General features: G+C 29.5%; 33 protein-coding genes and 1 pseudogene. 6 read left to right on the top strand and 28 right to left on the bottom strand.

What is annotated here, in order from left to right:
• The 5 genes from bpuSUM_RS06860 (at position 1) to bpuSUM_RS06880 (ending at position 4,410) form a co-directional block, all read left to right on the top strand.
• Positions 1-1,098, top strand: coding sequence for a plasmid maintenance protein (locus bpuSUM_RS06860; RefSeq protein ID WP_247067323.1), 1,098 nt, complete (start codon positions 1-3; stop codon positions 1,096-1,098).
• Between the two features lie 9 nt (positions 1,099-1,107).
• The gene (locus bpuSUM_RS06865; protein WP_247067240.1) at positions 1,108-1,668 is read left to right on the top strand and encodes a DUF226 domain-containing protein; all 561 of its coding nucleotides are present in this window, start codon (positions 1,108-1,110) and stop codon (positions 1,666-1,668) included.
• Complete coding sequence (locus tag bpuSUM_RS06870) at positions 1,644-2,405, top strand: ParA family protein (RefSeq protein WP_247067242.1); 762 nt, start codon at positions 1,644-1,646, stop codon at positions 2,403-2,405. Before bpuSUM_RS06865 ends, bpuSUM_RS06870 begins: the two co-directional genes overlap by 25 nt.
• 51 nt (positions 2,406-2,456) lie before the next feature.
• Positions 2,457-2,978, top strand: a complete 522-nt coding sequence (locus tag bpuSUM_RS06875; protein WP_247067256.1) for a chromosome replication/partitioning protein — start codon at positions 2,457-2,459, stop codon at positions 2,976-2,978.
• 379 nt (positions 2,979-3,357) lie between these two features.
• Complete coding sequence (locus tag bpuSUM_RS06880; protein ID WP_247067264.1) at positions 3,358-4,410, top strand: ERF family protein; 1,053 nt, start codon at positions 3,358-3,360, stop codon at positions 4,408-4,410.
• Positions 4,411-4,467: 57 nt separating this feature from the next.
• Here bpuSUM_RS06880 and bpuSUM_RS06885 read toward each other — a convergent pair whose 3' ends face one another.
• From bpuSUM_RS06885 to bpuSUM_RS07020, 28 genes and pseudogenes are all read right to left on the bottom strand, one after another.
• A complete protein-coding gene (locus bpuSUM_RS06885; protein ID WP_247067069.1) occupies positions 4,468-4,821 on the bottom strand; it encodes a BBA14 family lipoprotein in 354 nt (117 codons plus the stop codon).
• A 1-nt stretch (position 4,822) separates the two neighbouring features.
• The gene (locus tag bpuSUM_RS06890; RefSeq protein WP_247067078.1) at positions 4,823-5,158 is read right to left on the bottom strand and encodes a BlyB family putative holin accessory protein; all 336 of its coding nucleotides are present in this window, start codon (positions 5,156-5,158) and stop codon (positions 4,823-4,825) included.
• Positions 5,155-5,352, bottom strand: a complete 198-nt coding sequence (locus bpuSUM_RS06895) for a BlyA family holin (RefSeq protein WP_247067265.1) — start codon at positions 5,350-5,352, stop codon at positions 5,155-5,157. Before bpuSUM_RS06895 ends, bpuSUM_RS06890 begins: the two co-directional genes overlap by 4 nt.
• An 83-nt stretch (positions 5,353-5,435) precedes the next feature.
• Positions 5,436-6,353, bottom strand: coding sequence for a DUF685 domain-containing protein (locus bpuSUM_RS06900; RefSeq protein ID WP_247067267.1), 918 nt, complete (start codon positions 6,351-6,353; stop codon positions 5,436-5,438).
• Between the two features lie 17 nt (positions 6,354-6,370).
• Positions 6,371-6,976 (bottom strand): DUF735 family protein, encoded by a 606-nt coding sequence (locus bpuSUM_RS06905; RefSeq protein ID WP_247067325.1) that lies wholly within the window; start codon positions 6,974-6,976, stop codon positions 6,371-6,373.
• Between the two features lie 15 nt (positions 6,977-6,991).
• Entirely contained in the window at positions 6,992-7,873 is an 882-nt protein-coding gene (locus bpuSUM_RS06910; protein WP_247067327.1) for a DUF276 domain-containing protein, read from the bottom strand.
• A complete protein-coding gene (locus tag bpuSUM_RS06915; RefSeq protein ID WP_247066849.1) occupies positions 7,870-8,202 on the bottom strand; it encodes a contractile injection system sheath initiator in 333 nt (110 codons plus the stop codon). Before bpuSUM_RS06915 ends, bpuSUM_RS06910 begins: the two co-directional genes overlap by 4 nt.
• 47 nt (positions 8,203-8,249) lie before the next feature.
• Positions 8,250-8,792, bottom strand: a complete 543-nt coding sequence (locus tag bpuSUM_RS06920; RefSeq protein ID WP_247067276.1) for a DUF777 family protein — start codon at positions 8,790-8,792, stop codon at positions 8,250-8,252.
• 2 nt (positions 8,793-8,794) lie between these two features.
• Positions 8,795-9,769 (bottom strand): DUF693 family protein, encoded by a 975-nt coding sequence (locus bpuSUM_RS06925; RefSeq protein WP_247067278.1) that lies wholly within the window; start codon positions 9,767-9,769, stop codon positions 8,795-8,797.
• 4 nt (positions 9,770-9,773) lie between these two features.
• The gene (locus bpuSUM_RS06930) at positions 9,774-10,409 is read right to left on the bottom strand and encodes a DUF792 family protein (RefSeq protein WP_247067280.1); all 636 of its coding nucleotides are present in this window, start codon (positions 10,407-10,409) and stop codon (positions 9,774-9,776) included.
• Between the two features lie 4 nt (positions 10,410-10,413).
• Entirely contained in the window at positions 10,414-11,688 is a 1,275-nt protein-coding gene (locus bpuSUM_RS06935; RefSeq protein ID WP_247067282.1) for a DUF759 family protein, read from the bottom strand.
• A complete protein-coding gene (locus tag bpuSUM_RS06940; protein ID WP_025407617.1) occupies positions 11,685-11,921 on the bottom strand; it encodes a DUF1322 family protein in 237 nt (78 codons plus the stop codon). The genes bpuSUM_RS06935 and bpuSUM_RS06940 overlap by 4 nt, the downstream gene beginning before the upstream one ends.
• Before the next feature lie 16 nt (positions 11,922-11,937).
• Positions 11,938-12,360, bottom strand: a complete 423-nt coding sequence (locus tag bpuSUM_RS06945) for a DUF1473 family protein (protein WP_247066929.1) — start codon at positions 12,358-12,360, stop codon at positions 11,938-11,940.
• A gap of 22 nt (positions 12,361-12,382) precedes the next feature.
• On the bottom strand, positions 12,383-12,802 hold the full coding sequence (locus tag bpuSUM_RS06950) for a DUF1463 family protein (protein ID WP_247066930.1): 420 nt from the start codon (positions 12,800-12,802) through the stop codon (positions 12,383-12,385).
• 3 nt (positions 12,803-12,805) lie between these two features.
• Positions 12,806-13,933, bottom strand: a complete 1,128-nt coding sequence (locus bpuSUM_RS06955; RefSeq protein ID WP_247067284.1) for a DUF787 family protein — start codon at positions 13,931-13,933, stop codon at positions 12,806-12,808.
• Positions 13,934-14,479 (bottom strand): DUF764 family protein, encoded by a 546-nt coding sequence (locus tag bpuSUM_RS06960; protein WP_247066934.1) that lies wholly within the window; start codon positions 14,477-14,479, stop codon positions 13,934-13,936.
• On the bottom strand, positions 14,476-14,844 hold the full coding sequence (locus tag bpuSUM_RS06965) for a hypothetical protein (protein WP_247067298.1): 369 nt from the start codon (positions 14,842-14,844) through the stop codon (positions 14,476-14,478). Before bpuSUM_RS06965 ends, bpuSUM_RS06960 begins: the two co-directional genes overlap by 4 nt.
• Entirely contained in the window at positions 14,835-15,215 is a 381-nt protein-coding gene (locus tag bpuSUM_RS06970; RefSeq protein ID WP_247067300.1) for a DUF1506 family protein, read from the bottom strand. The genes bpuSUM_RS06965 and bpuSUM_RS06970 overlap by 10 nt, the downstream gene beginning before the upstream one ends.
• Positions 15,212-15,607, bottom strand: coding sequence for a DUF3890 domain-containing protein (locus tag bpuSUM_RS06975; RefSeq protein ID WP_247067146.1), 396 nt, complete (start codon positions 15,605-15,607; stop codon positions 15,212-15,214). Before bpuSUM_RS06975 ends, bpuSUM_RS06970 begins: the two co-directional genes overlap by 4 nt.
• 29 nt (positions 15,608-15,636) lie before the next feature.
• Positions 15,637-16,515: pseudogene (locus bpuSUM_RS10085) on the bottom strand (hypothetical protein); the annotation flags it as partial.
• 884 nt (positions 16,516-17,399) lie between these two features.
• Complete coding sequence (locus bpuSUM_RS06985; RefSeq protein ID WP_247066943.1) at positions 17,400-17,951, bottom strand: DUF228 domain-containing protein; 552 nt, start codon at positions 17,949-17,951, stop codon at positions 17,400-17,402.
• Positions 17,952-17,966: 15 nt separating this feature from the next.
• Positions 17,967-18,752, bottom strand: coding sequence for a DUF228 domain-containing protein (locus bpuSUM_RS06990; protein ID WP_247067304.1), 786 nt, complete (start codon positions 18,750-18,752; stop codon positions 17,967-17,969).
• Positions 18,752-19,309 carry a DUF228 domain-containing protein gene (locus tag bpuSUM_RS06995; protein WP_247067306.1) on the bottom strand — a complete coding sequence of 186 codons (558 nt, stop codon included), beginning with the start codon at positions 19,307-19,309 and terminating at the stop codon, positions 18,752-18,754. The genes bpuSUM_RS06990 and bpuSUM_RS06995 overlap by 1 nt, the downstream gene beginning before the upstream one ends.
• 15 nt (positions 19,310-19,324) lie before the next feature.
• Complete coding sequence (locus bpuSUM_RS07000) at positions 19,325-20,011, bottom strand: DUF1357 family protein (protein WP_247066949.1); 687 nt, start codon at positions 20,009-20,011, stop codon at positions 19,325-19,327.
• A gap of 12 nt (positions 20,012-20,023) precedes the next feature.
• Positions 20,024-21,235, bottom strand: coding sequence for an anti-CBASS protein Acb1 family protein (locus bpuSUM_RS07005; RefSeq protein WP_247067308.1), 1,212 nt, complete (start codon positions 21,233-21,235; stop codon positions 20,024-20,026).
• A 165-nt stretch (positions 21,236-21,400) separates the two neighbouring features.
• Positions 21,401-21,934 (bottom strand): Bdr family repetitive protein, encoded by a 534-nt coding sequence (bdr, locus tag bpuSUM_RS07010; RefSeq protein ID WP_247067309.1) that lies wholly within the window; start codon positions 21,932-21,934, stop codon positions 21,401-21,403.
• A 41-nt stretch (positions 21,935-21,975) separates the two neighbouring features.
• Positions 21,976-23,328, bottom strand: a complete 1,353-nt coding sequence (locus tag bpuSUM_RS07015) for a PBSX family phage terminase large subunit (RefSeq protein WP_247067311.1) — start codon at positions 23,326-23,328, stop codon at positions 21,976-21,978.
• 11 nt (positions 23,329-23,339) lie between these two features.
• Positions 23,340-23,906 carry a DUF603 domain-containing protein gene (locus bpuSUM_RS07020; protein WP_247067313.1) on the bottom strand — a complete coding sequence of 189 codons (567 nt, stop codon included), beginning with the start codon at positions 23,904-23,906 and terminating at the stop codon, positions 23,340-23,342.
• A 164-nt stretch (positions 23,907-24,070) separates the two neighbouring features.
• Here bpuSUM_RS07020 and bpuSUM_RS07025 point away from each other — a divergent pair, with 164 nt between their 5' ends.
• Complete coding sequence (locus bpuSUM_RS07025; protein WP_247067335.1) at positions 24,071-25,000, top strand: Mlp family lipoprotein; 930 nt, start codon at positions 24,071-24,073, stop codon at positions 24,998-25,000.
• Positions 25,001-25,368: the final 368 nt, after the last annotated feature.

The raw sequence follows: 25,368 nt of genomic DNA on the forward strand, positions 1-25,368 counted from the left end.
ATGAGGAGAACAAAAAAACCTACCAACAAACACCAACACAAATTAATCGTTTTAATATCTACACTAAATTATATGAACTTAAATCTTAATCAATACACTCAAAGCAACATACTTTATTACTTTAATAACAATATGAAAAAAAACGACCAAAAACCTATTAAACTTAAAACTCTACAAAGCTATCTCTATAAATTAGAAAAAGTATTTAAAGTAACAATTAATTATTACAAACATTTGGGTGTTAACATGGGTACTGAAATTCATTACAAACTTAAATACTCTAAAAAAGAATGTTACCGAATAATCAATAAACACTTTAGAGATAAAAAAGAAGAAAGACACAAAAACCGTGTTAGTGCATATCTTGAAAAGACTTGTACTAAAAATAGCAGTGTAGAAAAATGGGAGTGTTCTAATAATACTTATAATAATAAAAAAGAAGATAAAAACAGAATAAAATCTATAGAAAAATTACAAGTAGAAAAGTACGCTAAGAAATGCAATTTTAAATCAAATGCTTTCCTTTCTATTTTGAATTTAGAAGCGAACAAGGATTTTAAAATTCAATTATTAAAAGCTATTAAAATAGCTGAAAATAGTGAGTATAAAAGAATAAATGATATTAAACCAAATAACAGTAAACTTGAAAGTAAACAAAAAGAATTGAGTAAGATACTAGATGAGATAAAAGCCACTTTAAAGAATGAAGGGTATGACAGTAAACAATTAGAAACCCAAATACAAAACGTATATGAACAATATAAAAATAAACCACACTTTATCATAGAAAAAGATAAATACAGTGATTTAAAAAAGATAATAGTAAAACTTAAAAAAACAGTTGAATTTGCTAATAAAAATGCAAAAGAAAATGAAGGAAACATTAGGAATAACGTATTTAGCATACTTCTTGAACAATTAAGACACAAAGTAGACGTATCGATTTTAGCACCAATATTAAAGAATTATTTAAGCAAACAGAACAAATTAGGATATAGCAAAATATTTAGTAACCATTACTATCATGAGCTTTTAGAGTTAATGGAAAATAATAAAGATAATTTACAATTAGGGGAATCTAAAAAAGTTACTAGTTAAGGATTAATTATGAAGAGTGTGTTAGAACGTCTTAAAAAGAAGAAGTTAGAGATTAAATCAAATAAAAATAAATCCATTTTTCTTAAAATAGAAGAAACTAGCAATAGAAAGATTTATCATACAAAAATTGTGATGGATTTCTATGCATTTGGAGTAGATAAGAAAAAAAAGAACAGATTTTTTGTTACATTGAGAGAATTATTAAATCAAGAAAAAGTAAAATCATTTAATTTATTTTCTATAAAAGGAGATGATAAATTTTTAGGCATTTATTATGGCTATAGTAAACCGATACAGAATGTGGTTAGAAGATATGAAGATAATGGAGTTATCAAAAAGCACACATTCTCAAAAGTTTATTATATAGAATTTAGATTTAAAAAAGGAAGTGTTCGTTGTTACATCAAAGGGATATCTCGTTTACTTAAAAAAGATAAAATTTACACAAAATATTACAGTTCTTTAATAACAACACTTTTGACTTTAGAGAAAGAAGTATATGAGTTTTACAATAAAAAATTACCAGAAGGAGGTCTTATAACTAAATGGATAGAAAAAAACCTAAAGTAATTACGATCGCATCAATTAAAGGAGGAGTTGGTAAAAGTGTTTTAACTATTATTTTCAGTTATGTTTTAAAAAAAATGGGTAAAAAAGTACTTTTAGTAGACTTAGATCCACAAAATAGTATAACTAGTTATTTCATTAAATATATAAAAAATATAGAAGAATTTAATATTTATGCTTTGTTAAAAGAAGATTTTAATACTAATTTTAGTAAATATTTGAATGAGATAAATAACAATATGTATATTATCGCATCTCATCCTATACTGAGAAATTTTGAACAAGAGTTAATTGAATATAAAGAATTATTATTGGAATTTTGTTTAAATGGTAATTTACCAAATTATCATTTTGATTATGTAATTATTGATACAGCCCCAAATTCAAAGGCTTTATTGTTTAATGCTTTAAATATCACGGATAATCTTGTCGTTCCTATTGAAGTTGAAAGGTGGTCAGTTGAAACATTTCCACAGATTTTAAATTCAGTAAAAAAAACAGAGATTATTAAGAATAAAAAAATAGAAGTATCAATAGTAAAAAATAAATTTATCAAAAATAGGAACACCTTAAAAGATATAGAAAACCTCTTAAATGAGCATTATGAAAAGCTTATTAAGGGTAAAATCCATTTTTCGAATGGAATAAGAGTTTTTATTAACGAATTACTTGTTCCAAATGAAAGTGAAAATTATTATAAAGAAATAAAAGAGGCTTTAAGTAACATACTATTTATATAAATAAGTACACCGGGTGTACTTATTTATATAAATAGTATGCAAGGAGGTTTTATGCAAAATAAAAATATTATTTTAAATGATAGAGAGCAAAATTTAAGTACTAAGGATAATAAGATAAAATATGAGGCTTATAAAAATCAATTAAGAGCCATTCTGTTGAATGAAATAGAAGATAGAATTAAGATAATGAAAATTTTATATGAAATTAAAGAAAATAAATTGTATAAAATTGATGGGTATATTAATTTTAATAGTTTTTTAGAAGACTTCGTCATAGCAAGGACCCAGGCTTTTAAATATTTAAAGATATATAAGGAAATATTAAAAGGAACTTTGAATTTAGAAGAGCTTAAAAAAGAGGGTATAAAAGGTGTTCTCAAAAAGATTAAGATATCTCAAAAATCAAAAGAAAATCCAATAAAACCATTAAGATTTCAACTTAAGAGTCAAGAGAGTTATGATTTTTATAAGCAAAATGCAAAGTTTACAAGTTTTTTAATGGATAGGCTTTTTTCAAGTAAGAAAGATCTGATTGAAGAATTTATGAAAGAATTTAAAAGTTTAAAAGGTTGATAGTGGTACAGATTATTACTTTTATTCTTGTAAACAAGTTTTTTAACTCATATACAGTTGAAGTATAAAAATTACGTGTATGTTAGTTTTTTATATTTGAAATAATAGTTGATTTTATTCTAGCTTTATTATACACTAGTTGTTATCAGTAGTGCTATCATTTAGAACTACCTGTTTTATGTTCGTTTAGGATAAGCCTTAGAGCGTGATTAAGCATTCTATTTAAGAGTTCTTAATTATGTTCTAAGGATTTTTTAATAATAATCTTATTTTTTAATACTTTTCATATAAAAGTTACTGAAAATAATGCAATAAAAATTGACAAGTTTAGTTTTTGATAATAAAATTATATTTATAACATAGAAACAGGAGTTTAAATATGACAAAAACTAGAATGCGCAGAGCAGTTAAGAAACTGGGTAAACAAAAGATAAAAGTAACAGATATAAGAGTAAATAATCAAGCTTTAGTAACTGATGAGAATCAAGCAAGGGTAAACTTTCTAAAATCTCTATACAGTCTACGTATGAATTTAAGTGGTGTTGCTAAGAATCTTAATGGATATGGGTATAAATATCAAAATTTCAATGAGATAATCAGAGAGATAAAGAATGTTATAAAGAGTAACAATTTAGATATTGATTTCCTGCAATGTCCAACATTTAAAGTTGTGGGAAATAATACAATTAATGTTATTACAACAACATTTTACAGTCCAAGTAGTGGGTATAGCGAGTCATTTGATACTCCAATTTACACAGAAGAATTTTCTTCTCTAGGGGCAAAGAATCAAAATACTTTATCGCAACTTGTAGGTTCATGCATAACATATCATAAAAGATATGCTCTTGTAGGATACCTATCAATAGAGAGTGAAGTTGACACCGATGCTAGTTCATTGGAGCATATTCAAGGAGCTAATGAGGAATTAGCCAGTAGTGTAAATGTTCCACTTGTAAATTCTCTAAAGAGAGATAAAACTGTTAATACTAAAAGAGTAACTAAAGGTGAAACAAAACAGCCACCTGTAAGTCACAAATCTGTAACTAGTCTTGATAAGCTGCCTAAACGTATACCCGTTAAGTATCATTATTACAAAAATTTACTTCAAGCATCTAAAAGAATGCATTCGGTATTAGATCATACACCTTTTGATAGTTTAGAAACAATAGATAAGTTTTTACTGCAATTAAATAATGCTGATGATTCGAGTATACTTGAGTTTTTTGAAACTAAACCAGAGCTTAAGACTATAGATTATTGGAGAGATCTTATAAATAGTTATTTAAAGAGAACAAAGTCTGATCCAGAAGTAATTGAAGGTTTTTCTAAATTTTTAGCCTGCAGAGAGTCAAAATATGGCCAGAGTCCACTCAAATTATTTGGATATATAGCTAGTGATGATAATTTTGGATATCTATGTAATAATTAAGTATAATCTCTATTCCATTTAAAGAGAGGCCTTAAGATAAAAACCTCTCTTTTTTATTTAATTTTGTAATTTTGAATATTTCCTATACACCATTTGGACAATGGGTTTAGTTATACTGATATATTCTTGAAACAAATTGATGTTAAACATTAAATTATCAATTGTACTCTCATATTTCAGTGTTGATGCGTCAAAATAAGTAAACTTAGGATACTTTGGGTCATTAACCTTTTTCTTTGTTCTAGTTAAGAATACTTGTAAGTACATAACATAATCAGATAACTTAGCTTCATAGACACTAAGTTCTTTAATAGTGTGTGTTTTAGGTGGTGTTGGTTCTTCAGTTAGTGATGCTATGGATGTACATGAGAGAATAAGTGTTGAGAGGGTCAATTTTATAAATTTGCTCAAATTATGCCTCCTTTAACATTTTGATGTAAGTACTCATTATCTTGTTACGTTTAGCTCTAAGTTGAGATGTGTATTTTGAAAGCTCATCAGAGTCAATAGAATTTTCTATAATTTCAATGTTAATCCTTAGTATCTCCTCAATTTCAGAAAGTAGTTTAATAGCCTCCCTCCCTTCCATTTGGTATATGCTAGCCTCATATAGAGCGTAAAAATAATTAACCACTTTAGTAAAAATGTTGATGTAAGTAGCAGTATTTTTCCCGTGATGATTATTTTTAATAATTTCGGTAAAGTTATTTAAAATATCAACACTTAATTTAGCAGTGCTTAATTTCATAAATCCTCCCCTTTATCTGTGTCTCCTTTTTGTGTTTTTATCTTACTAGCTAAAATAGTTAGTATATCTTTAATTGCTGGCTTGAAAATCAGCCCAAGACTTAAGATAAATGCAGCAATAATAACTAACTTAACTTCATTGATGTTAATTAGTTGAAGTAAAAAATTTAATAAATTATTATCAAGTTCATTCAATTTGTCTCTCCTTTAATTTAATTTGGTAGATACAACTATATATCAATATAGCAAAAACTAAGGTAAAAAATACAAATAAAAAATTATAGCTTCACAAGTAAAGGAGAGCCACTCACATTCTTTTGCATATACCAACCTTCTAAAATATTTCCATTAAAACCTGTACCGCCGTGTACACTTGAAAGCCTAAATAGGGTTCGTTTTGAAGAATAGCTATATTTTATGCTTACTTCTTTGTTAGATTGAGCAGTTGAATTAGAGATTGCATCAACTTTTACAATTAAATATATAGGAGTATCATCATATGAACTGTCTGTTTGTATAATAATTTCTTCATGGTTAGATGTGGATGTGGCTCCAAGTTCAAAAATATAACGACCATATTTTAAACTAGACATGTACACAGTGTTTCTATAATAATCGTCACTACTATTATAACTAGTTGCTCTTATTGTAGTAGTACTACTTACACTAAAACTATTACTAATACCAGTTAGATATTCTTGTACTGGGATTTTCTTTAAACTAGAGTAGTAAAGTCCTATAAGGTAATGACTTTTGCTTAAATTATCTTCAGGTAAGTTAGATTCAAATTTATTTGTAACTTTACTTATAATACTGTCCATAACACTAGATTCATTATTGTTAAGTTTTTCTACAACTTTACTATATGTCTTTGAAATACTACTAGAGTCATCATTTAAAAATTTGGTAAGTACTTGACTATAAACTTGGTTTATAAAGTTGGAGTCACCTAGTAATTCATTGGCAATTAGTGTTTTGATAACTTGTTTGAAATCATTCTTTCGATCGCCATCATCAATAAATATTTTTGTATGTAAGTCTTTATGGAAGTTATCAAGAGTAATGGCATGACAACTAGAAAACCCATCATCTAGGACTAAAAGATTAGTAGGTTCAAGTTTGGTTACTTTATTTAGATTTTTAATCTCAATTGTATCATCGTGTTTTACAACACTCTCTTGTGCTTGAGTTGACATAAAATCTCCTTAAATTATTATCCTTTAAATTCTCTGACGAATTTACCCTCATGGTTTTGTATCTTAAGTACCCTTCCAATAGGAATCAGTTTTTTGATAAATGCATAAATTGAATGCTCATATCCTTTAGGAAGCAAGGTCATAGTCCAAGCTTTTTTAAAGATTTGCCCATTCTCTTTAGTCCTGAATATAATTTTTTTATATGGGGTGTCTTTTGGAGTACTACCTACAATAAATACGATAACATTAGTTTTAATATGACTCTTAAGTTTGATATTAATAACACCAGGTTCTAGGGTAGTAGGCACAATATCAACATTAAGAAAAGCCTTAAATAGTTTTATAAATGATTCATGTGTTCCAATATGACGTAGAGCAAACAGCACACTATCAATATTTTTAGCAAGTGTGTCAAGTGTTTGGTTGGTTGAGTAAATAATTTGTAGTATATCAGATAACCAAAACGCTATGAATCTTGAATTTAAATGCTCGCTAGCATGAGTATCTTCAAAATTAGCAATAAGCTCTTTAATTTCTTTTATGATTTTATTTATAAACACCAGTTCAGTATTTATTATTTTTTCAACTTGGGTGTCTTTAAGAAATGTAGGTATATTTACCATAATCTATCCTTTTTTTTATGAAGAGATATCAATTAGCAAGCGATCAGCATTAAAATCTAGATCTAAAATTTCATTTGCTTGAATTTGAATATTCTCATTTTGCTTGAACTCACTTGTATTAATATCAGTAATTTTTACCTCCAGGTTATCTTTTATAGCAATGGAGATGTCAATGCAATGAACACCTTTAATTTCATTAACAGGAGCAAAGAAATCTTGATATTCAAAACTGATTCCCATATCTGTGTAGTTATTATTTTTAATTCGAGTATAAATTTCTCTAATTTTAGAGTCAATGTTCAAATATATGTGATTTTCAAGATTGACTTTGTATTTACTCTTAAGATATGCGTACTTGCGTTTGCCAATTGATACTTTGTAATCAATTTTTTGGTTTTGGCTATTAATTCCATCTATGAGAATATCGCCTTCAAAAACTGTACCAACAGGACATGTAAGATAAAGTGTCTCCCAAATTAATGCTTTAAGATTAGAGTTTGTAATTTGACTCTTATCTTCACTCATCATCAAGTCATCTAATATTAGGTAAATACTAGCCTTTCCGGCTGTGCTTTTAATATTGACATTACTAATTCCATTAAGATTTAGTAATGCACTCTTTATAGCATCATAGGTAGTACTTTTAATGCTTATATGTTTTTGTATCTCCTTCCAATAAGGAGCATCTGGTTTAAGAAGAGAGAATAATTTGTTAACCTCACCTATAAGTTCATATTCTTTTATTGCAAGTGAGCTTGCAATGATATTGTAAATTGATGTGGGGTCATTATTAATTGTAATTCCATACATGTCTTTTAAATATTCACGTTTGGTATTAATTATTTGTTGTATATCCTGTTTTAAAGTTCCAAAGTCAGGATCAAAGAGAATACTCATATGCAAATCTCCATATCTAGGGTGTCGTTTGCAAATTCAAATGTAATGTTTAATTTTTTATTTATAATCGTTGTTTCAATGTTGATAGCGTCAATCTTTAGGTCTTGTATAATATTTGAAAGGTAAGTTTTAATTTGTGTTAAAGAGCTTACCTTAGCAAATCTTAAAGCTAAATCATAATCAAATCCCCAATTAGGAGCATTTTTAATACTACCCTTTGGAGTTTTAAGGAAAATAAATAAACGTTGCTTTTGTTCGTTTATTCCATTAATTAATGCTAAGTCCTCATTAAAGACAGAATTAAATTGATTGTCAATTTGTAAATCCAATGTCTAACCCTCAAGTTAGCAAGTATATTGCTTAATTTAACAAAAACCTATTTAAGTAACATATTTATCTTAGTTGTAATCTTTGTAAGATTACTGTAAAAACTAGGATCAACGACTGATTGTCCAGTAACCCTTAAATTGTATAGACAAGAGACAATCTCTTCTAGTACTGCCTTTAAACTTGTATTATTAGCTTTAATGTCTATTGGGTGTTGTATGTCAATTGCAAAGTCATTAACTTTGATAGTAACATTTTGCATATTAATAGGCTTTAGAATATAGAAATAGTTTTTATCAAAATAATTATCATCATCCTCATTAAAAAGGTTAATACTACTTTGAAGAAGGATAACACTCTCACCTTCGCTAAGATTAAAGTGCATATTTGATATATTTCGTGTTTTAATCTCTAAATCTGTCTCTCCAGAGAGTAAAACAACACCTTCTTGTGTAGAGGAGTTAAAAGATTTAATTATTCCTAGCCTAGAGATAAAGATGTTTCTGTAAGTCCATAGTTTGATCTCTTCTTGTGTTAGTGCTGAACCTTTCATTTGGCTATTCATTCTGTATATTTCATAATTCAAGTTCATATTTATTTAGCTTCTCCTTTGATATTTAAATAATTAGAGTCATCATAAAGCTTCAAGGTAAGTGAGCACTCACCAGTATTGCTTAAAGCAGCACTAGTCTCTATAATGCTACTCTTAACTTCACTCCCCAGAGAGTCTAGAAATTTGACCCTATCACCAACTTTTAGTTTGTGTGTATACATAATCTTGGCATTCCAATATATAAGTCTTATATTGCGGGTACTTCCGATAGCAATTTCTTGTTGCGGGATAAAGTGAAGACCAAAATCTTCAAGTAGTAAATAATTTGTATGTCCAGCTTCAGGTGTTGCGTTAGTAAAGATATAATTACACTCAACATGCTCAAGTCCTAGAGTTGATTCTTTAATAATTTGTCTTTGATCTTTAGGTATAATATCTGTCCTAACACTTTGAACATACTTTTTAGTTATCTTTTCAATAAACTCAAGAGGAGTATTTGCACAAAAACTCTCATCTATAATTTTTGTTCTATCAGCATAACTCATATTGATTATATGTCTATTAGGAAATGCTATAGAGATGGCATTCTCTACACTCATGCCTTGAAATTGATTTATGTCAAGTTTGCGATTGAAATAATTACTTTTTGTTGACAGATGAACTTCAAGATCAACACTAAAATCACCAGTATCATAATCAGTACTCATAGGAACACCTAAATACCCTGACATAATAAAATCATAATCTCTAGAGTCAGCAAATTTTTTATAAAATATCTTTACAATATCTCCTTCATTTACATTACGAGTAAAATCAAGAGATAAATTCCAAAGAGTTAGCTTGATTCTCTTTGCACACACATAATTATTGCTTGAGTAAATATCAGATATTGATATGTCAATGTGTATACCGTCTTCAGTTTTAATTATGATTTTAGGTTTTTCTTCTGATGTGCTAGTTTGACTTAGGTTATAAAATTCGATTTTAAAGTCGTATTTGATAAGCCTGAGATCCATTTTCTTATCCTTTATATACATTAAATGTTTTAAGAACTTCTAATGTGAGACTAATTTCAACCTCATCAAGGTATACTGTGTCTTTAAGGGTAAGAGATGTAATTGCAACTATGCTTCTAAACCCTAGAGTTGGGCTGTAGAGGCTAAATGGTACACTCTCTTGAACTCTGTTAACCAGTTGTTGTTTTGCTAAATTACTAGTATGAGGAAAAATTAACTTTCCAAAAGCCGTACTGGTTGAAAAATTAAGCAGTTCCTTATAAGCACTAGTTAATACAGCATTATTTAGTGTGATAACTTCGCCAGTAAAAGTTGGATTGTAGCTTACATATTCAGCTTTACGTGTATAATAGTCAATTACAGGACGTTTTGAACATGTTGTGGTGTAAGTTGTGCTAATTAGTTCACTTTTAGGTAAAATGAAGAACCCTTGAGGGACATATCCAAGTCCTTTAAAGTCCATCCTTGGACATAAACTTAAGAAATTATATGCCATAAACACAGTAGAGATTTCATTAAATGTTTCTTTAAGAATATTTGTTATTTGTGATGGTGTAAGATTTAAAGGGTCTAGGGTTGCCTTTAGGGGTGCTGTGTCTTTGTATTTATAAGTAAAATCAGTTGTAATTTGTGATATCATATATTTAAGGTGTCCTTATACTTGAATCTTCTTCTGTTTTAAGTTTATCAAGACTCTTACCACCATCTCCGCCTAAAAATTTAGGAAGTATTGCTTTAAGTCTTGCAATTAATGCGTCTAGAGAAAAAATACTTTTAATGCCCTTTATTAAAGGGTCGGTAACATGTGTTTGAAAATTAAACGTTAAAGCCCAATCGAGTATTTTGTTTAAAGAAGTAACTAACGGTTCTAATACCTTGGCAGTAAGTTTTGAACCTGTGTCATTAAGCTTTTCTAAGCTACTTTTAGCCTCTTCGCTCGAGCTTGAGTAAGTAGGAAATTTAAGTGAGTTCCAATCGTTAATTACTTCCTTTAGTTTATGACTTCTGTAATCAAGGGCCTGGCCTGGTGCTAGTATGTCATATTCCATTGCGGCTCGTTCATTATATTTACCAGTAAACTCTTTAAATGAGCTCATAATGTCATAAAGAGGACCGCTTTTACCTTGCAAGAATTCTACTACTGCTTTGGTAGCCGAGTTAGTATCATCAACAACCCCAGTAGATTTAAGCTTTGCAGCAAATTCTACTGCCTTTTTAAGATTACTTTCATTGTTTTGACCTAAAAATACGAGTTCTTTTCTAATTATCCCAGCCAAGTTTAGGAAATCTTCTCTCTCTAAATCCCTTTCAAATCCGGAAATTCCTTTAAGCATACCACTTAGTGATTTCTTCTCACCTTCTGTAAATACTTTTGAAGTAATTGAATGTGTTTTACTTAATTTTGCATTGTCTTCTAAAGATTTCTTAGCATAACTAAATATTCCCGAAGCACCACTACTAACAGCATTTCCAAGAGCAGTCCCAGCAGCGATTTTTAAAATACTAGCGCCTTTAAGAATACTACTTTGAACGGTTTTGTTAAGTGCTATTTCTTTGTGCCGCCCACGTTTCAAATTTTCATATTCTAGTAGTCTTAGCTCTTTAGTTGACATTAAGGAATGCTTGAATGCTTTTCGCCTAGCGTTTTCAAATGTGTATCCAAGCTTAATGAGTTTTTTAGTCTCACTGAGTCTAAACTTTTCTACACCCTCCCTTAAACGTTCATATTTGTTTTGTTTAGATAGTTCACGTTTCTTCTCATATAAATTGTGTTTTAATATATCCTTAGTACTCTTTAGATGTGATCGCTTAGGTTTAATTAAACGTTCTAGTTTAGAAATGTCGCTCTCTAAAGATTTGCGAGTTGATGCGTGATCAAGTACACCTTTAAATTTAATTGTAAATTTTGTTGTGTTCATAATACACCTTTACTAAGGAACATTTCAAATATTTGCTTTTCAAGTTTAAGTTCAGATATTTTGTTAACTTCCATTAAATCTTTATAATTTAGTGTTTTGACGTCATTTAAAGTGCAAACACCCATGATAATTGGAAAGAAATATTTGTTTTGTTTTATCTCTTCAAGTAGCTTAAAATATTCAAGCTTAGTTTCATGTAATACTTGTATATACTCATTACTACTGCTTTTCATAAATTTTAAATACCTTCTATATTTTGATATTTTGTATTATCTCTTCATAATTCCAACTATCATCAATGTAATCAAATTGTATAAAGCCACTAGTATTATTTAGATAATGACTTAAGTAAACTAAATTTGGTCTCTTAAAGTCAGGATCTGATTTGAATGTATCAAACTGAATTGAGTAAAGTATGGCTTGAAGATATTCTTTATAGTAAGTAATGTACTCTCTATTTTCATTTAAGATAAGATAAAATTCATCTAAAAATCCAGGTTTAATCATTAAATTAGTAATTTCGTTTAAGTATTTAATTTCATTTAGTTTATGTATGCCTTCACTTTGTGAAAATCCTAATATAGAGTCCCACTTGTAAACAGGAAGTACTCTAACTTCAAATGTATGCGTCTTACTTTTAGTTAAAATATTCATTTTGTAACGTGTAATCACAAATCCTCCTTAATTATTAAATTTAATTGTCAACTGTGCATCCAACAGCTCTTATCTCAAAAGTAACTTTTTCAGCTTCAACAGAGTAACTTCTTGAAGGTTCTTCTGCAAAAAATGCAGAGTTAGATATGATTTTGATGTCTTCTAGGTCATTGAATACTAAATCTAACATTCTTTCATTTTTACTTTTGGATATGTTATAAAATTGGTCTTTTGAAAGCTTTGTTAGGAGTTTGTAATCATAAGTACCAATTGAAACCTCAATATTGAATATGAAAACAATGGTTCTAGGGTCTCTAAAGCTAACTATAGGCATTCCTCTATCTTCACTGCTAGCTACCGCTCTTGTTGTAGGTTCACTTGTAAGTTCTAACTTACCGCTTTGAATCTCATGGCCGCCAATAGAGAAAACTATGTTTCTTAAATCATAACATTGTGTCATTTCTTAAGTCTCCTTTAAGCTATTTAAGTAATTTTGTATATCTTGTGCTGTAATGTTTAGAAGAACTGCGTTCATAGAGTAGTTATAAGTAATCTCTACTGATAAGAAAAGCTTTAGAGCTTGTGTTGGTGATATTTGGGTTTTAAGATTAGAGTACGCAACAATTACACCCCTATCAATGAAACGTTTAAGCATACACTCAACAGCCGCACTGTAAGCATTGTCTCGCTTACCTGAGAGTTGCAATTCTGATAATTTACTATTTTGTCTGTTATTAAAATTCCATACTCTAATAAGCTGTGATGTAAGTTCATATTTGATATAATGATAAGTGAAAATTTCATCAATTGGAGCACCTTCAAGTGTGACTCCTTCTTTAAAAGCTTTAACACCATCAAGACCAGTCTCATTAAGCAGTGCATAAAAATTAATATTCGCGTTCCGAAGTTTAGAAATTGTATCATTATCAGTAATAGGCTCCAAGCTGCTAAATTTGAGTCCATAAGGATTAGCAGCTTGAAATATGCTAGCTTCATGTAAGTATTTAGATATAAATCTTAAGTGAAGATGTGCATCACCTTGTGAGTGGATAACAATAATTTTAGATTTAGAATTCGCACCATCTTTAAACAACTCTTTTACTTCAGATTCTTTTGTTGCAAATACAAAAAAGTGCTTATCGTCTTTAAAATGTGTATAATCATCTTTGTAAAGTACAAGCCCATCACCACCATCACTGTTATTTACGTAAGTGTTTATAAGTACAATAAATGTATATCTATTGTCTTTAAGCTCTGATTTTATTGCTTTTGATTCAGTTCCTTCTTTATATATGAGTAGTTTAACTGATTTAAGTCCAGAATCACCTGCTGAGAAGAATGCTTGGATTGCTCCCTTTAAGTATTCCTTCTCTTTACCAAATTCATCATCACTATTACTTCCTTCCTTCTCAAGTACATCAATTTGTCTCTCAAAGCTATTTATATTTAAGTTTAATATCTTAATCTTAGGCGTTGTGGTGTTAACTTTAATTTTGGAACATTTGTACACAAGTAAAGGTGTGTAGTAATTTACATAATTTATATCTAATTTAGAATGTACCAAATTCACACTAATTGTATCTTGTGGCATTTACTTCTCCTCCTTAATTAGTTGTTCGATTACTTGCACACTAGCTTTAAAAGCTTGATTGCAACAATATGCAGCATTGCTATAATTAGAATCAATTTTAACAAGTCCACTATTTTGCATATTTGTTGTAGGATAAATATAAAAATTAAGTTCAGTTAAGTACCGCTCATCTTCACTTTGCAGCGTTACCTTATGAGTATTCTCATAAATAAAATCACTAAGTAGACTATAGATTTGAAACATTGTGTAATAAGCATCTCTCTCTTTAGAGCTTATAACCTGACTTAAGATGAATATTTGAAAATTCAGGACAAACTCATTCACATTCTTATAAAATGCACCAGCTCTTGAGCCTAATGTTAGGTCATCCATATTTTCAAATTTAATTGCAATAATGTTTGCACACTCAAGAGTGTATTTAGACATGTATGGATGATTGTATGTATTAATTAAATCTAAATTTAGAGCTAATTTAGAAGTACGTTCTTTAAAATTTTTAAAATACGAGATTAGGCTTTTATGTATGTCTTTTGTACTTAATATCACTCATTTATCCTATAGCTAATAGAATGTATCATCTCCTCAGTATCAACTAGAGTAACTTCTGGATGATGCGAACCTTTATCTCTCTTAAAGTCAATTGTCTTGCTAGATAGTGCGGGTTTTACCTTTTTTGACATGACATAATTTGTGTAATAAGTAATAAATGCTTCTCCTATAGCTTGCATGCCTTTTTTTGGACTTTTAAGAAAACAGGTTCTTATATAAGGTGTATTTATATACTCTCTAAATTCATAAGCCTCAGCTACAGAATAAAGATGTGACCTTATAGGCAATTTGCTACTACCCATCTGATGAAGACTTGCAATTTTAGCATTGCGTTTATCAAACCAACCAATCTCTACTTCCATTCTACTTCCTTCAAAATCATAGTAAGATAGCCAATACTAGAGTCGATACTTAAAATTTCATAAAATGTACTTTGAGCTGAAATTCTATCTTTAAGTTCAAACTCTAGACTAGAGGTAGTATAAAGTTTATGAAGTGACTTAACATCATAAAGATTAATTTCAGGTAAACTTGCAAGCGTGTCAGCTTTGATACTAAAGAGTACCCCTGTAAACTTGCTAAACTTACCCTTATCATAAGTTATCTCATGGGAATCTAACTCCTCACACTTAGAGTAATTACCTTTGTGAAGTTTGAAATTCTCTTCATTTTGAAAGTAAGAGATTACTCTTGATGCTAGTCTTGAAAACCCATTTCTAACGTTACTAATCACTTTATAAATCCTATACAACAAGAGGGCATGTTTGTTTGGCTTTTTAGAGCACCAAGTAGCGATTCAAACTGTCTACAAAAACTTAAATTAGTATTAGCCTCATTACTAGCAGGATGATATGAAATTTCAAGCTCATTTAGCTTTTCATTTTTAATCCTCTCAAGGCCAAATTCACGTATTACTCCTGCTTGACTTAGCTTGCAGCCTATATAGTAACAAAGCAGTAATATCAGACTTGAGGAGCTAAGCATACGAGCATCAATGCTTTTAGTAATTATTATCATCTCAAGTAATTCTGTGTAAGTTTCAAACTGTGTAAATGATAATATGTCTTCATTTAAGTTAAGTAAACTTAAGACTTTACTGTGAAGTGTTTGAAGCTCGCCTGACATATCTTCTCCTCTCCTAATAATTATTAACTTTATGCCTTAATATCAACTCTTAAAATAGTATTTGCTGTTGCTAAGAGACCACCAAGCACAAAATCAAGGTATGAATGTGCAATAGTAGTTGAATCCTTATCAATTTGTTCATTTGGAATTGGCAACATGTATTTACTTGGTTTAAATTTAATAAGCTCTGCATTTAATGGATAAATTAGTATCTGATTTTGAAGTAAGTTACTTGTCTGTATATATACTTCTCTTCTATTATTAACAGCCTTTATGGTCTTAATAAGGAAGTCTTCCCATGAATCATTAGAAGAATAGGTGTTAGATGATGAGGACGTATTTGTTATTGCATATGGTTTGATAAGTTTCAAACTGGTTTGTGGATCAACTAATACCATAAATGGTGTTGAGAATTCATCTCCTAGCTCTAATTTTGCAAGTCCTGACTCAATCTTTTCAAATATCTTATCCATTTTATCTTTATCGCTACTTTGAACTTCTTCTTTAACTTGTTTTGGCATATTAAGAAGTCCGTACATATTAGGAAGCATGCGTTTTTCATTCTTTCCATCTCTCTGGATTGAAACAGCACCTGTTAAGATAAAATGGTCAATAAGTTTAATAATTTCATTGCTTGCAAGCTTATATGCTTCTCTAAAGGGGAGTAAATTGTTATTTACATCACCTGCATAATCATTATTTTTATAAAACTTCTCAGCGGTTTGCTTTAAATGTCTAAACCTGTACTGTAAGCTAAGGTAATTAAGCTTGATTGATTCTGATTTAAATCCTATCGTTGCAATAGTATTAACTTCATTTACTAATGTTGTAGGATTTGCATCAAGAAACGCATCCCATTTTATTGTTTTTAAGTATCCTATCGTTAAATTGACATCTTCGATTTGTTCATTTGGAATTGGCAACATGTATTTACTTGGTTTAAATTTAATAAGCTCTGCATTTAATGGATAAATTAGTATCTGATTTTGAAGTAAGTTACTTGTCTGTATATATACTTCTCTTCTATTATTAACAGCCTTTATGGTCTTAATAAGGAAGTCTTCCCATGAATCATTAGAAGAATAGGTGTTAGATGATGAGGACGTATTTGTTATTGCATATGGTTTGATAAGTTTCAAACTGGTTTGTGGATCAACTAATACCATAAATGGTGTTGAGAATTCATCTCCTAGCTCTAATTTTGCAAGTCCTGACTCAATCTTTTCAAATATCTTATCCATTTTATCTTTATCGCTACTTTGAACTTCTTCTTTAACTTGTTTTGGCATATTAAGAAGTCCGTACATATTAGGAAGCATGCGTTTTTCATTCTTTCCATCTCTCTGGATTGAAACAGCACCTGTTAAGATAAAATGGTCAATAAGTTTAATAATTTCATTGCTTGCAAGCTTATATGCTTCTCTAAAGGGGAGTAAATTGTTATTTACATCACCTGCATAATCATTATTTTTATAAAACTTCTCAGCGGTTTGCTTTAAATGTCTAAACCTGTACTGTAAGCTAAGGTAATTAAGCTTGATTGATTCTGATTTAAATCCTATCGTTGCAATAGTATTAACTTCATTTACTAATGTTGTAGGATTTGCATCAAGAAACGCATCCCATTTTATTGTTTTTAAGTATCCTATCGTTAAATTGACATCTTCGATTTGTTCATTTGAAAACCATTTGTAAAATACTGGTGTTTTTATCTCCGGGAATACATTTGCTATTTCTTTAGCATAATAGTTTTGGTCATATAATTCTGACATTTTTAAACTCCTTTAATTTATTAACTTGGCTTACCTTTATTACCATAAACAGCCACATGTACTATGTAAAGGTTATCCGTACTATCAATTTCGATTGAATTTGACAATGCTACTGCATTAATTTTGTTATTACTTGAAGTATTCTTTTCAACTTGTCCATTTGAGTTAAATTTAAGCTTATCTTTTTCCTTAATAGAATTATCTTTAGCTACAAGATACCCTTGAAATCTATTTGTAATAGGAATTACTGTTGCGGTACTAGTAAATTCATCAACATCTATGCATATTCCATAAAGGTCATCCTCACCTCCAGCTTCAACATGTGGTTCATAGTGTGGATCTACAACACGTTTTACTCCTCTTTTGTATGGATAGCCTTTAAAGAAGTAATTCTCTAACTTGTCATGCTTACTAGTTAGAGTCCCGCCAGAATTACTAAAATGTAAATTCTTATCTCTAAAATCAGTAGTGTTACTAAAGACACAACCATCATTGCTAGGATTCTTCATTAGCTTTTTTAGTTTTTTAGCTTGTTCTTCATATTTATTTACTAACTCAGTTACACTTGACACTGTAATCCTCCTATTTTAAGAAATTGCCTTATTACCATAAAGAGATATCTTTACTAAATACAATTTATAATCTTCTTGCCCTCGCTTATCATTCTCATCAGTAAGGTGTAATGTAAATATGTTACTTAGTGCAATTGCGTTAATTGAAACTGACGAGCTACTAGATGCTTTAATCACTTCTCCATTTGAATTGAAATCTAATCTATCACCTATTGCAATCCCACTTGAGCTTCCAGATACAACGTAACCCTCAAAATTATCAGTTATTGGTATTACCGTTGCCACATTAGTATTCTCATCTATATCAATGCATATTCCATACATATTCTTGCCATCAGAAACTTCTACTTGCACTTCATCAGATTTACTTGTTTCAATTTTTAATTTAACAGCACGTTTGTATGGAAATCCTAAAGATGGGTATTCTTCTAATTTATCTGTGCTACTTGATACAGATTGACATATAGCATCAAATGTTAAATTTTTATCTCTAAATCCAGTCTTGGCTTTAAAAACAGGTGACTCATCATCAAAACTTTTAGAGTATTTTCGCAATTTTAACAAATATTCTTTAAGCGTCTTACCTTGGTCTGTCTCTAGTACTGCTGCATGTCTCTTACCTCTTCGCCTAACTTTTGTAGAATCATCTTGCATGGATGCTTCTTGTTCTTGTTCTAGTTGTTGTTTTAAAACCTGGATAACTTCAGTATCATCCATTTGAGAATAAATATCAGAATCAACCGATTCATGCTTAACATTTGGTATTAAGTTTGGATCTTGATGATCTTCTCTACTCACCATTAATTAATCCCTCGATTCCCAAATATACTTACAAGTGCTATGTACAGGTTTTCATTAATTTTAAATGCCTTTGATAAGGCAGTACCATTAATAACACGAGAACCTGAACCGCTGTCATTTTCAATCTCTCCATTAGCATCAAATTTAACTTTGACACCTGGTGTAATTGAAGATTGACTACTCTTCTTTACTACTAAATATCCAGTAAAATTATTTGTAATAGGAATTACTGTTGCGGTCCCAGTAAACTCATCAATATCAATGCATATTCCATAAAGGTCAGAACCACCCCCAGCCTCAACACAAGGTTCATAACCATCCTCAAAAGATAACTTTACTCCTCTCTTGTATGGATATCCCTTAATTGGATGATTTTCTAACCTATCAACACTGCTGGATATAGTCCCACCTTGATTTGCAAAGTGTATTCCTTTATCTTTAAAACCTATATCTACATGAAATAGACCAGCATCTCTATTTGGGTTCTTCATTAGGTCTTGTATTTCTTCTACTTTCTTTAAGTATTCTTCTCTAATCTGTGTTATAGTCTGTGACATATATACTTATCTCCTTTAAGCAGCTTTTTGACTTTTAAGCTTATAAAACTCATGTCTCATGTCTTTATAACCATTTGCAATAGAAATACTAAATTCATCAAAGTTTTGGGGACTAAAGTTAGAATTTAATATGGATATATCCTCATTTATTAAGTCAAGTTTAATCTCCCCTTTTGGACTGGAACTAGTAGTAGAGCGAGTTCTTTTTCTTATATTTGATTTAGCAAGGTTTACAAGTTGTTCAAGTACTTTTCCATCTAAATGTTGTACTTCCCTTACATTAGCAATAGCTTGAATATCATCAACCGGTACATATTTCCTAACAAGTTCCCTACGTTGTGCTTGTATTATATCTTTCAGTGAGTATCCCCTAGCAAGAAGTGTCTCTTTATTGAAATGTGAACTTAAATGTTTACGTGCTAAAGTATCAATCTCATTAATACGAGTAGCTTCACTGAGTAATCTATTTTCTTCTTCCAAGCGCACTTGTGAATCAGCAAGCTCTTTTGATATCATCTCATTAATACTTAAATTCTTATCTTCAGATTCTTTTGCTGCTTTGTACGCTTTATATTCTTCATATTCCTTATATTCTTTTAAACTTAAAGTAATACCATTGCTACCCTCCAAGTTATCCTCTACACTCTTAGCTAAGCCATCATTTTGTGTGCTATCTATATTTTCTTGTATGTTTTGATTCATAAAATCTCCTTATTAACCTTCATAAAAAAATAATTTATGCTTTAAAACATTAAGTTCTCTTGTGCTTAATGTTTTACTTAACTCCAATTCCTTATATTTAAGGGCTAATTCTATAAGTCGCATATCACTCTCATACTTTTCTTCTTCAGTTAGTACATAAAGTGAATTAAATCTCATGTCTAAATGATAATGTTTAACAAGTTTACTATTACAACTAATCTCTAACTCTTCTTGAACACTTTTTAAAAAGTCATAATAATTAGACCTATCACCTTTACCATCATTCCCAAGCCCCTTGGTTTGTTCATTAAAACTTCTAGTTAATGGCTCTTTTGTGTCAGCACCAATCTTTGCCTTTACTAAGGCTAATGCGTCCTTTAAATAGGTTAAGTCATACTTAATAACTTCAAGTGACGCATCTGGTGTTCCACTGTAAAAAATACCATTATTATTTATGTTAGATATAAGTTTAGAGAGCTCTCGCTCTAAATCTCTATTTACACTCTTAAGTGCGCTTATATGACTCTTCTCTTCATCTACATTTCTTTTAAACAGGTTAGAAAATATGCTTGGCTTATAATTAACACCTTTAGTTAAAAGCTCTAATGAGTTTGTAGCATCACTTAAGGCATCTTGTAATGTTGCTAATGATTCATCCTTATAAAATAAAAAGTTATGTTGCCCTATTCGCCGCTCTATTTCTTTATATATTTCTTCAAAAAGATATATATTAAGCAAAAAACTTTGCGTATAACATGGACTGTAGGCTTTAAGTATATAATCATAATTAGAGTGTATGATTACCCTACTCTTATGAATCTTTACTTCTCTATAAGATACCTTCTCATCTGTATTTACTTTGAAATTGTATGTTATATAAGTAAAGTCAGGCCCCTCATCGCGAACGCTGTTATAGTCAAGATACATAAATCCAGTAGGAAGTTCTCGGTTCACGCTTAAGTGTAAATCTTCTAAAGCGTCAGCAGTTTTAACTAAAATGTATCCAACACCATTAAAACGGTAACTAATTAGGCACTGCAATAATGCTGTCTTTAACTCTATTTTTAAGGCTTCTAAAGCATCATTAATATTAATAACAGTATTAATACTATTTAAGGTGATTCCATTCTTAAGAGTATCTTCTGCTACATTTGAAATGTAGTTTCTAAAAAATATTGAATATTTATATAAGTCTTTTGCGTTTATATTGCTATTTAAAATCATGGCTTCTTTAACCTTTCACCATCAATTAAGCATATGGAGAAAATATAACGCAACAATTGACAAAAACTAATTATTTCTAACAAAATTTAAATAATTTTTGTAAAAAATGACTAAAAAAAGATAATTTACAGAAGGTCAATTAAATAAAGGAATAGGTAAATAAATTTACTTTACTAATAATGACATTAATGCTAAGAATATTCCTATATTAAGGGTAATAAGAGTTCCAAACATCCAACCATGAAGTTTAAGTTTATTATCGAGTACATTGAATTTAGTATCAATCTTATTATCAAGTTCGGCTTTAACAGATTTAATTTCAGCTTGTAAGCTTGACTCTACCTTTTCAATCTTGGTGTTAAGATTATTCTCAACAGAATCAATTTTGTTATCTAGGTCGGTTTTGACAGATTTAATCTCAGATTGTAAGAGAGCTTCAACTTTTTCAAGCTTAAGGTTAAAGTTATTCTCTACAGTGTCTATTTTGGTATTAAGCTCATCCTTAACACTACTAATACCATCTTCTAAGTGTTTTAACTTTATGTCAAAGTTTTCTTTTAAGAATTCAATATCTTTATAAGTCAGTTCATTTTTATAATACCTATAAGACAGGTCAATAGCAATATCTCTTTTAATACCGGCTTTAGTAAGTTCAGCTATAACCATTTGCTGTGTAATAACTGGTTGCGCAAGTCCCATAAAAACACTCCTTATGTAATTATTATATAATATTTTAACTGTTATAGGAACCTTATTTTAGTAAAATGTGCTCTGAGGGTACGCATACTTAGAGTCAATAACATATATGATGCTGATAGGCTATCTAATGAATCATCATCACTCTTACCATCCCCTTTGTACTTATAAATATCAGATATAGCTGATTTACTTGAATAATCCATAATACTAAGTTTAGATGTTGCAAATGGCTCTATTAACGTAGCAATTCTAGTAAATTTATTACTTATAGGTTTAATTGGAGCAATTTTAAAATTATGACTCATACCCGCCCTAAGTTTAAGAAACATTTTAGTCACATTCCCATGCCCAGAAACGTTATCCCTATCTTCAACATATAGTTTGTGTACATTAAGATTTGTAAGTATAGTTTTAATTGTATTTAACATCTTAGGATCACCTACTGGTAACTTTTCTTGAAAAATAAATGCATAATAACTTTGATCTACTCGCTCCAAAACACAAAGGGCTGTATTATCTCCTCCTATACTATATGCAGGATCTAAATATGCTATTGGGGATATAAATTCATGGTTACTTGTAAGATTAACATTAGTAAATATCAAGTCACAGGACGGGACCCATTCTCCAAGTAGAACCCTTGCCTTATATGTTGGAATGTTCCTGTAAATCTCTTCTTGGGTTTTAATAAAATCCCGAGAAATTAATTCATTATCATATGTTGTAAAGTTATATGTAGAGTAAATTTTTGTATTATCAATATAATCAAGCTTAAAGAAATGTTCAGGACTATCTGGATTGGTATCAAATATAATTGCCTGCATTCCTACTCTAAGTCTTTTTAAACATTCTATTAATGTTTCTTTATGCAGTGTAGTAGCTTCATTAACGTAAATAAGTGCCGAATTAGAGCCTCTAAACCGCTCAAAATCACTTGCCCTATCACCACCATACAAATTAACTCTTAGTGAGTCTATTTCAAAATATGATGTATTAGAAAATTTTGGCCTAAAGGGTATTTTAAGCATACTAGCAATATCTTCTAACTCACTCATAACATTAACCTCTAATGATTTTTGTGAATTTCCTATTATAAAATTATTAGTATTTCTTTTATACACATTCCTATTTGTAAGCAGTATTTTTAAGAATAGATAACATGCTAGAAATGTTTTACCACTTGCAATCCCACCAGATAAAATAATTTTACTTTGATTATTCTTCTCGATATTACGTACTACTTTAAGTTGTTTTGAAGTTAAATATTTACTTTCAAATCCTTTAAAATCAATATCCAATGCTTTAGGCTTAATAAAATCCATTATATCAATACCAAAATCACGCTTGTACTCTCGCTGCATTTCTTTAAATATAGGCAGTTTATATATATCCATTACCATATCCTTTAAATTTGTAATTTAGAGCGCACATCTGTATCAGTAGCTTTAAGCTTTAGCATTGTCTTGTAACATAGTGACATCTTCTTAAGTTCTCTCTCCCTTTTAAGCTCATCTAGTTTAAGTTTTAACTCTTCAAGCTCACGACTCTCTTCTTCTGAATGTGCAACTTTTTTACTTAAAGTCTTCTTATAAAGATTGCTAATTTGAGACTCGAGTTCTTCTATTTTGTAATTATAAGTTTTAAGTTCCAACTCTAAATAACGACTAAATGAATTTATAAATTCTAGTCCCAACATACTTTTAGCCATACTAAACTGACTTTTAAGATCACGCGCCTGGGCTGTACTTTGTGATGCATGAAATAAGATATTATTTAAAGTATCTTCACAAATAGTAAGCTTAGCAGCACCAGTAATATACTCAGGGTCATCCTTAATCTCTTCCCATTTGCGTCTCATCTTTCCTACATTAACACGACTAACTCCCATCTCTTTTGCTATACCAGTGTTATTAAGCTTCCCTTCTCTAAAATACACAACATAATCATCTAATGATTTCTTTACCCTATTCATACCTTTTAATATAAGTTAACTAATAGGTTAACAAAAATATATTTAACATAAAATTTATAACAAAACAACAAATTTTACAAAAACAATTAATACTTATAAATAACTATACAGAACAAAATAACCAGGTTATACTGTTAACTAAATATTAAGAAAGGGGAATATTTATGACTAAATTTATAAATTATTTAGTGCTATGTAGCACATTGCTTTTATACTGTTGTGGGGATCGCAATCCTATATCTAACCCACAAAACAATTTTGTTGTGGAGCATAGTGGTTTACAACAAAGAGATAATAAACAAACTGATGAACAAATTAAATTTGATACTATAATTCATGCATTTAATAGTATCATAAAAAATGATACTCAATTGAGCACAGAAAAAAAAGAAAAATATAAAAAATTTGAAAATTGGCTATTAAAAGATATACACAAACAAAAAGAACTGGCTGAGCATTTTCAATATATATACGAATTTTTAAGAATAGAGAAACCAGAACAAGCAAACAACATAACTATTAAACAACTTATAGGAAATACTATTGATTGTATATCGTCAGATACATGTGAGGGAAGACAAGATATATATTCTTATGAAATCGATGATAGTACGTCTGAGGGAGAACGAATAAAAATAGCTTTTGAAAATCTTTTATCCAAGATGCTTAGCATATCTAATAATGTCACAGATAATATAAATGAAAAAATGTTTAAATATCTTAAATCAGAACTAATTTTTGAAAACAGCTCTATCGTTCAAGATTTAGGTTGGACTCACGTTAAATTTCATGAATTAAGATTCAATGATATTCAAAGAAAAGTAATAAAAAACTTACCGGAACCAATCAAAGATCCCTATGACCGAAGACTCTACACTTCCGAACATATTACCTTTTTAAAATTAAGCGATTCAACAATCAAACCTGTACTAGATCATATACATAAAGAACTTTCAAAGTGTGATGGAAATCAAAAAAGTATTAATGATTTTAATAATGATTTAAAATCATATTTTAAGACAAATGAAATCAATGAGGAAACAATGAATAAATTACCAAGTATAGTGATTATCAAATGTGAAAATGGAAGTTAAATGAAACTCTAATAACTAAAGATGAAAGTTAAGAAATGGGGATTTAAAAAAGAATATTTAAAAGAACAAGACAACAAAAATTCTAGATAAAGATGTGTAAGAGAAAATAAATTAAACTCGTTATAAAAATGGTAAGAGTAACTATAAAAGTAAACTTTAAGTTAACAGAAATAGAGAATTTAAATTTTATACTAAAAAACCCATCATTGCAAAATTGAAAGCTACTGAGTAGATAAATAAAGTAAATGTAGAGTAAAATTATAAGTATTTGTTAAAGATAGCAAGAAGTATGGTAGATATTTATTGCTGCTTCTCCTTAAAACAACTTTTCTCTAAATTACAAGCATTCTACACACCATATTTTCCAT

The sequence above is a fragment of the Borrelia puertoricensis genome (assembly GCF_023035875.1).
In the GTDB taxonomy this organism is placed as follows: Bacteria; Spirochaetota; Spirochaetia; order Borreliales; family Borreliaceae; genus Borrelia; species Borrelia puertoricensis.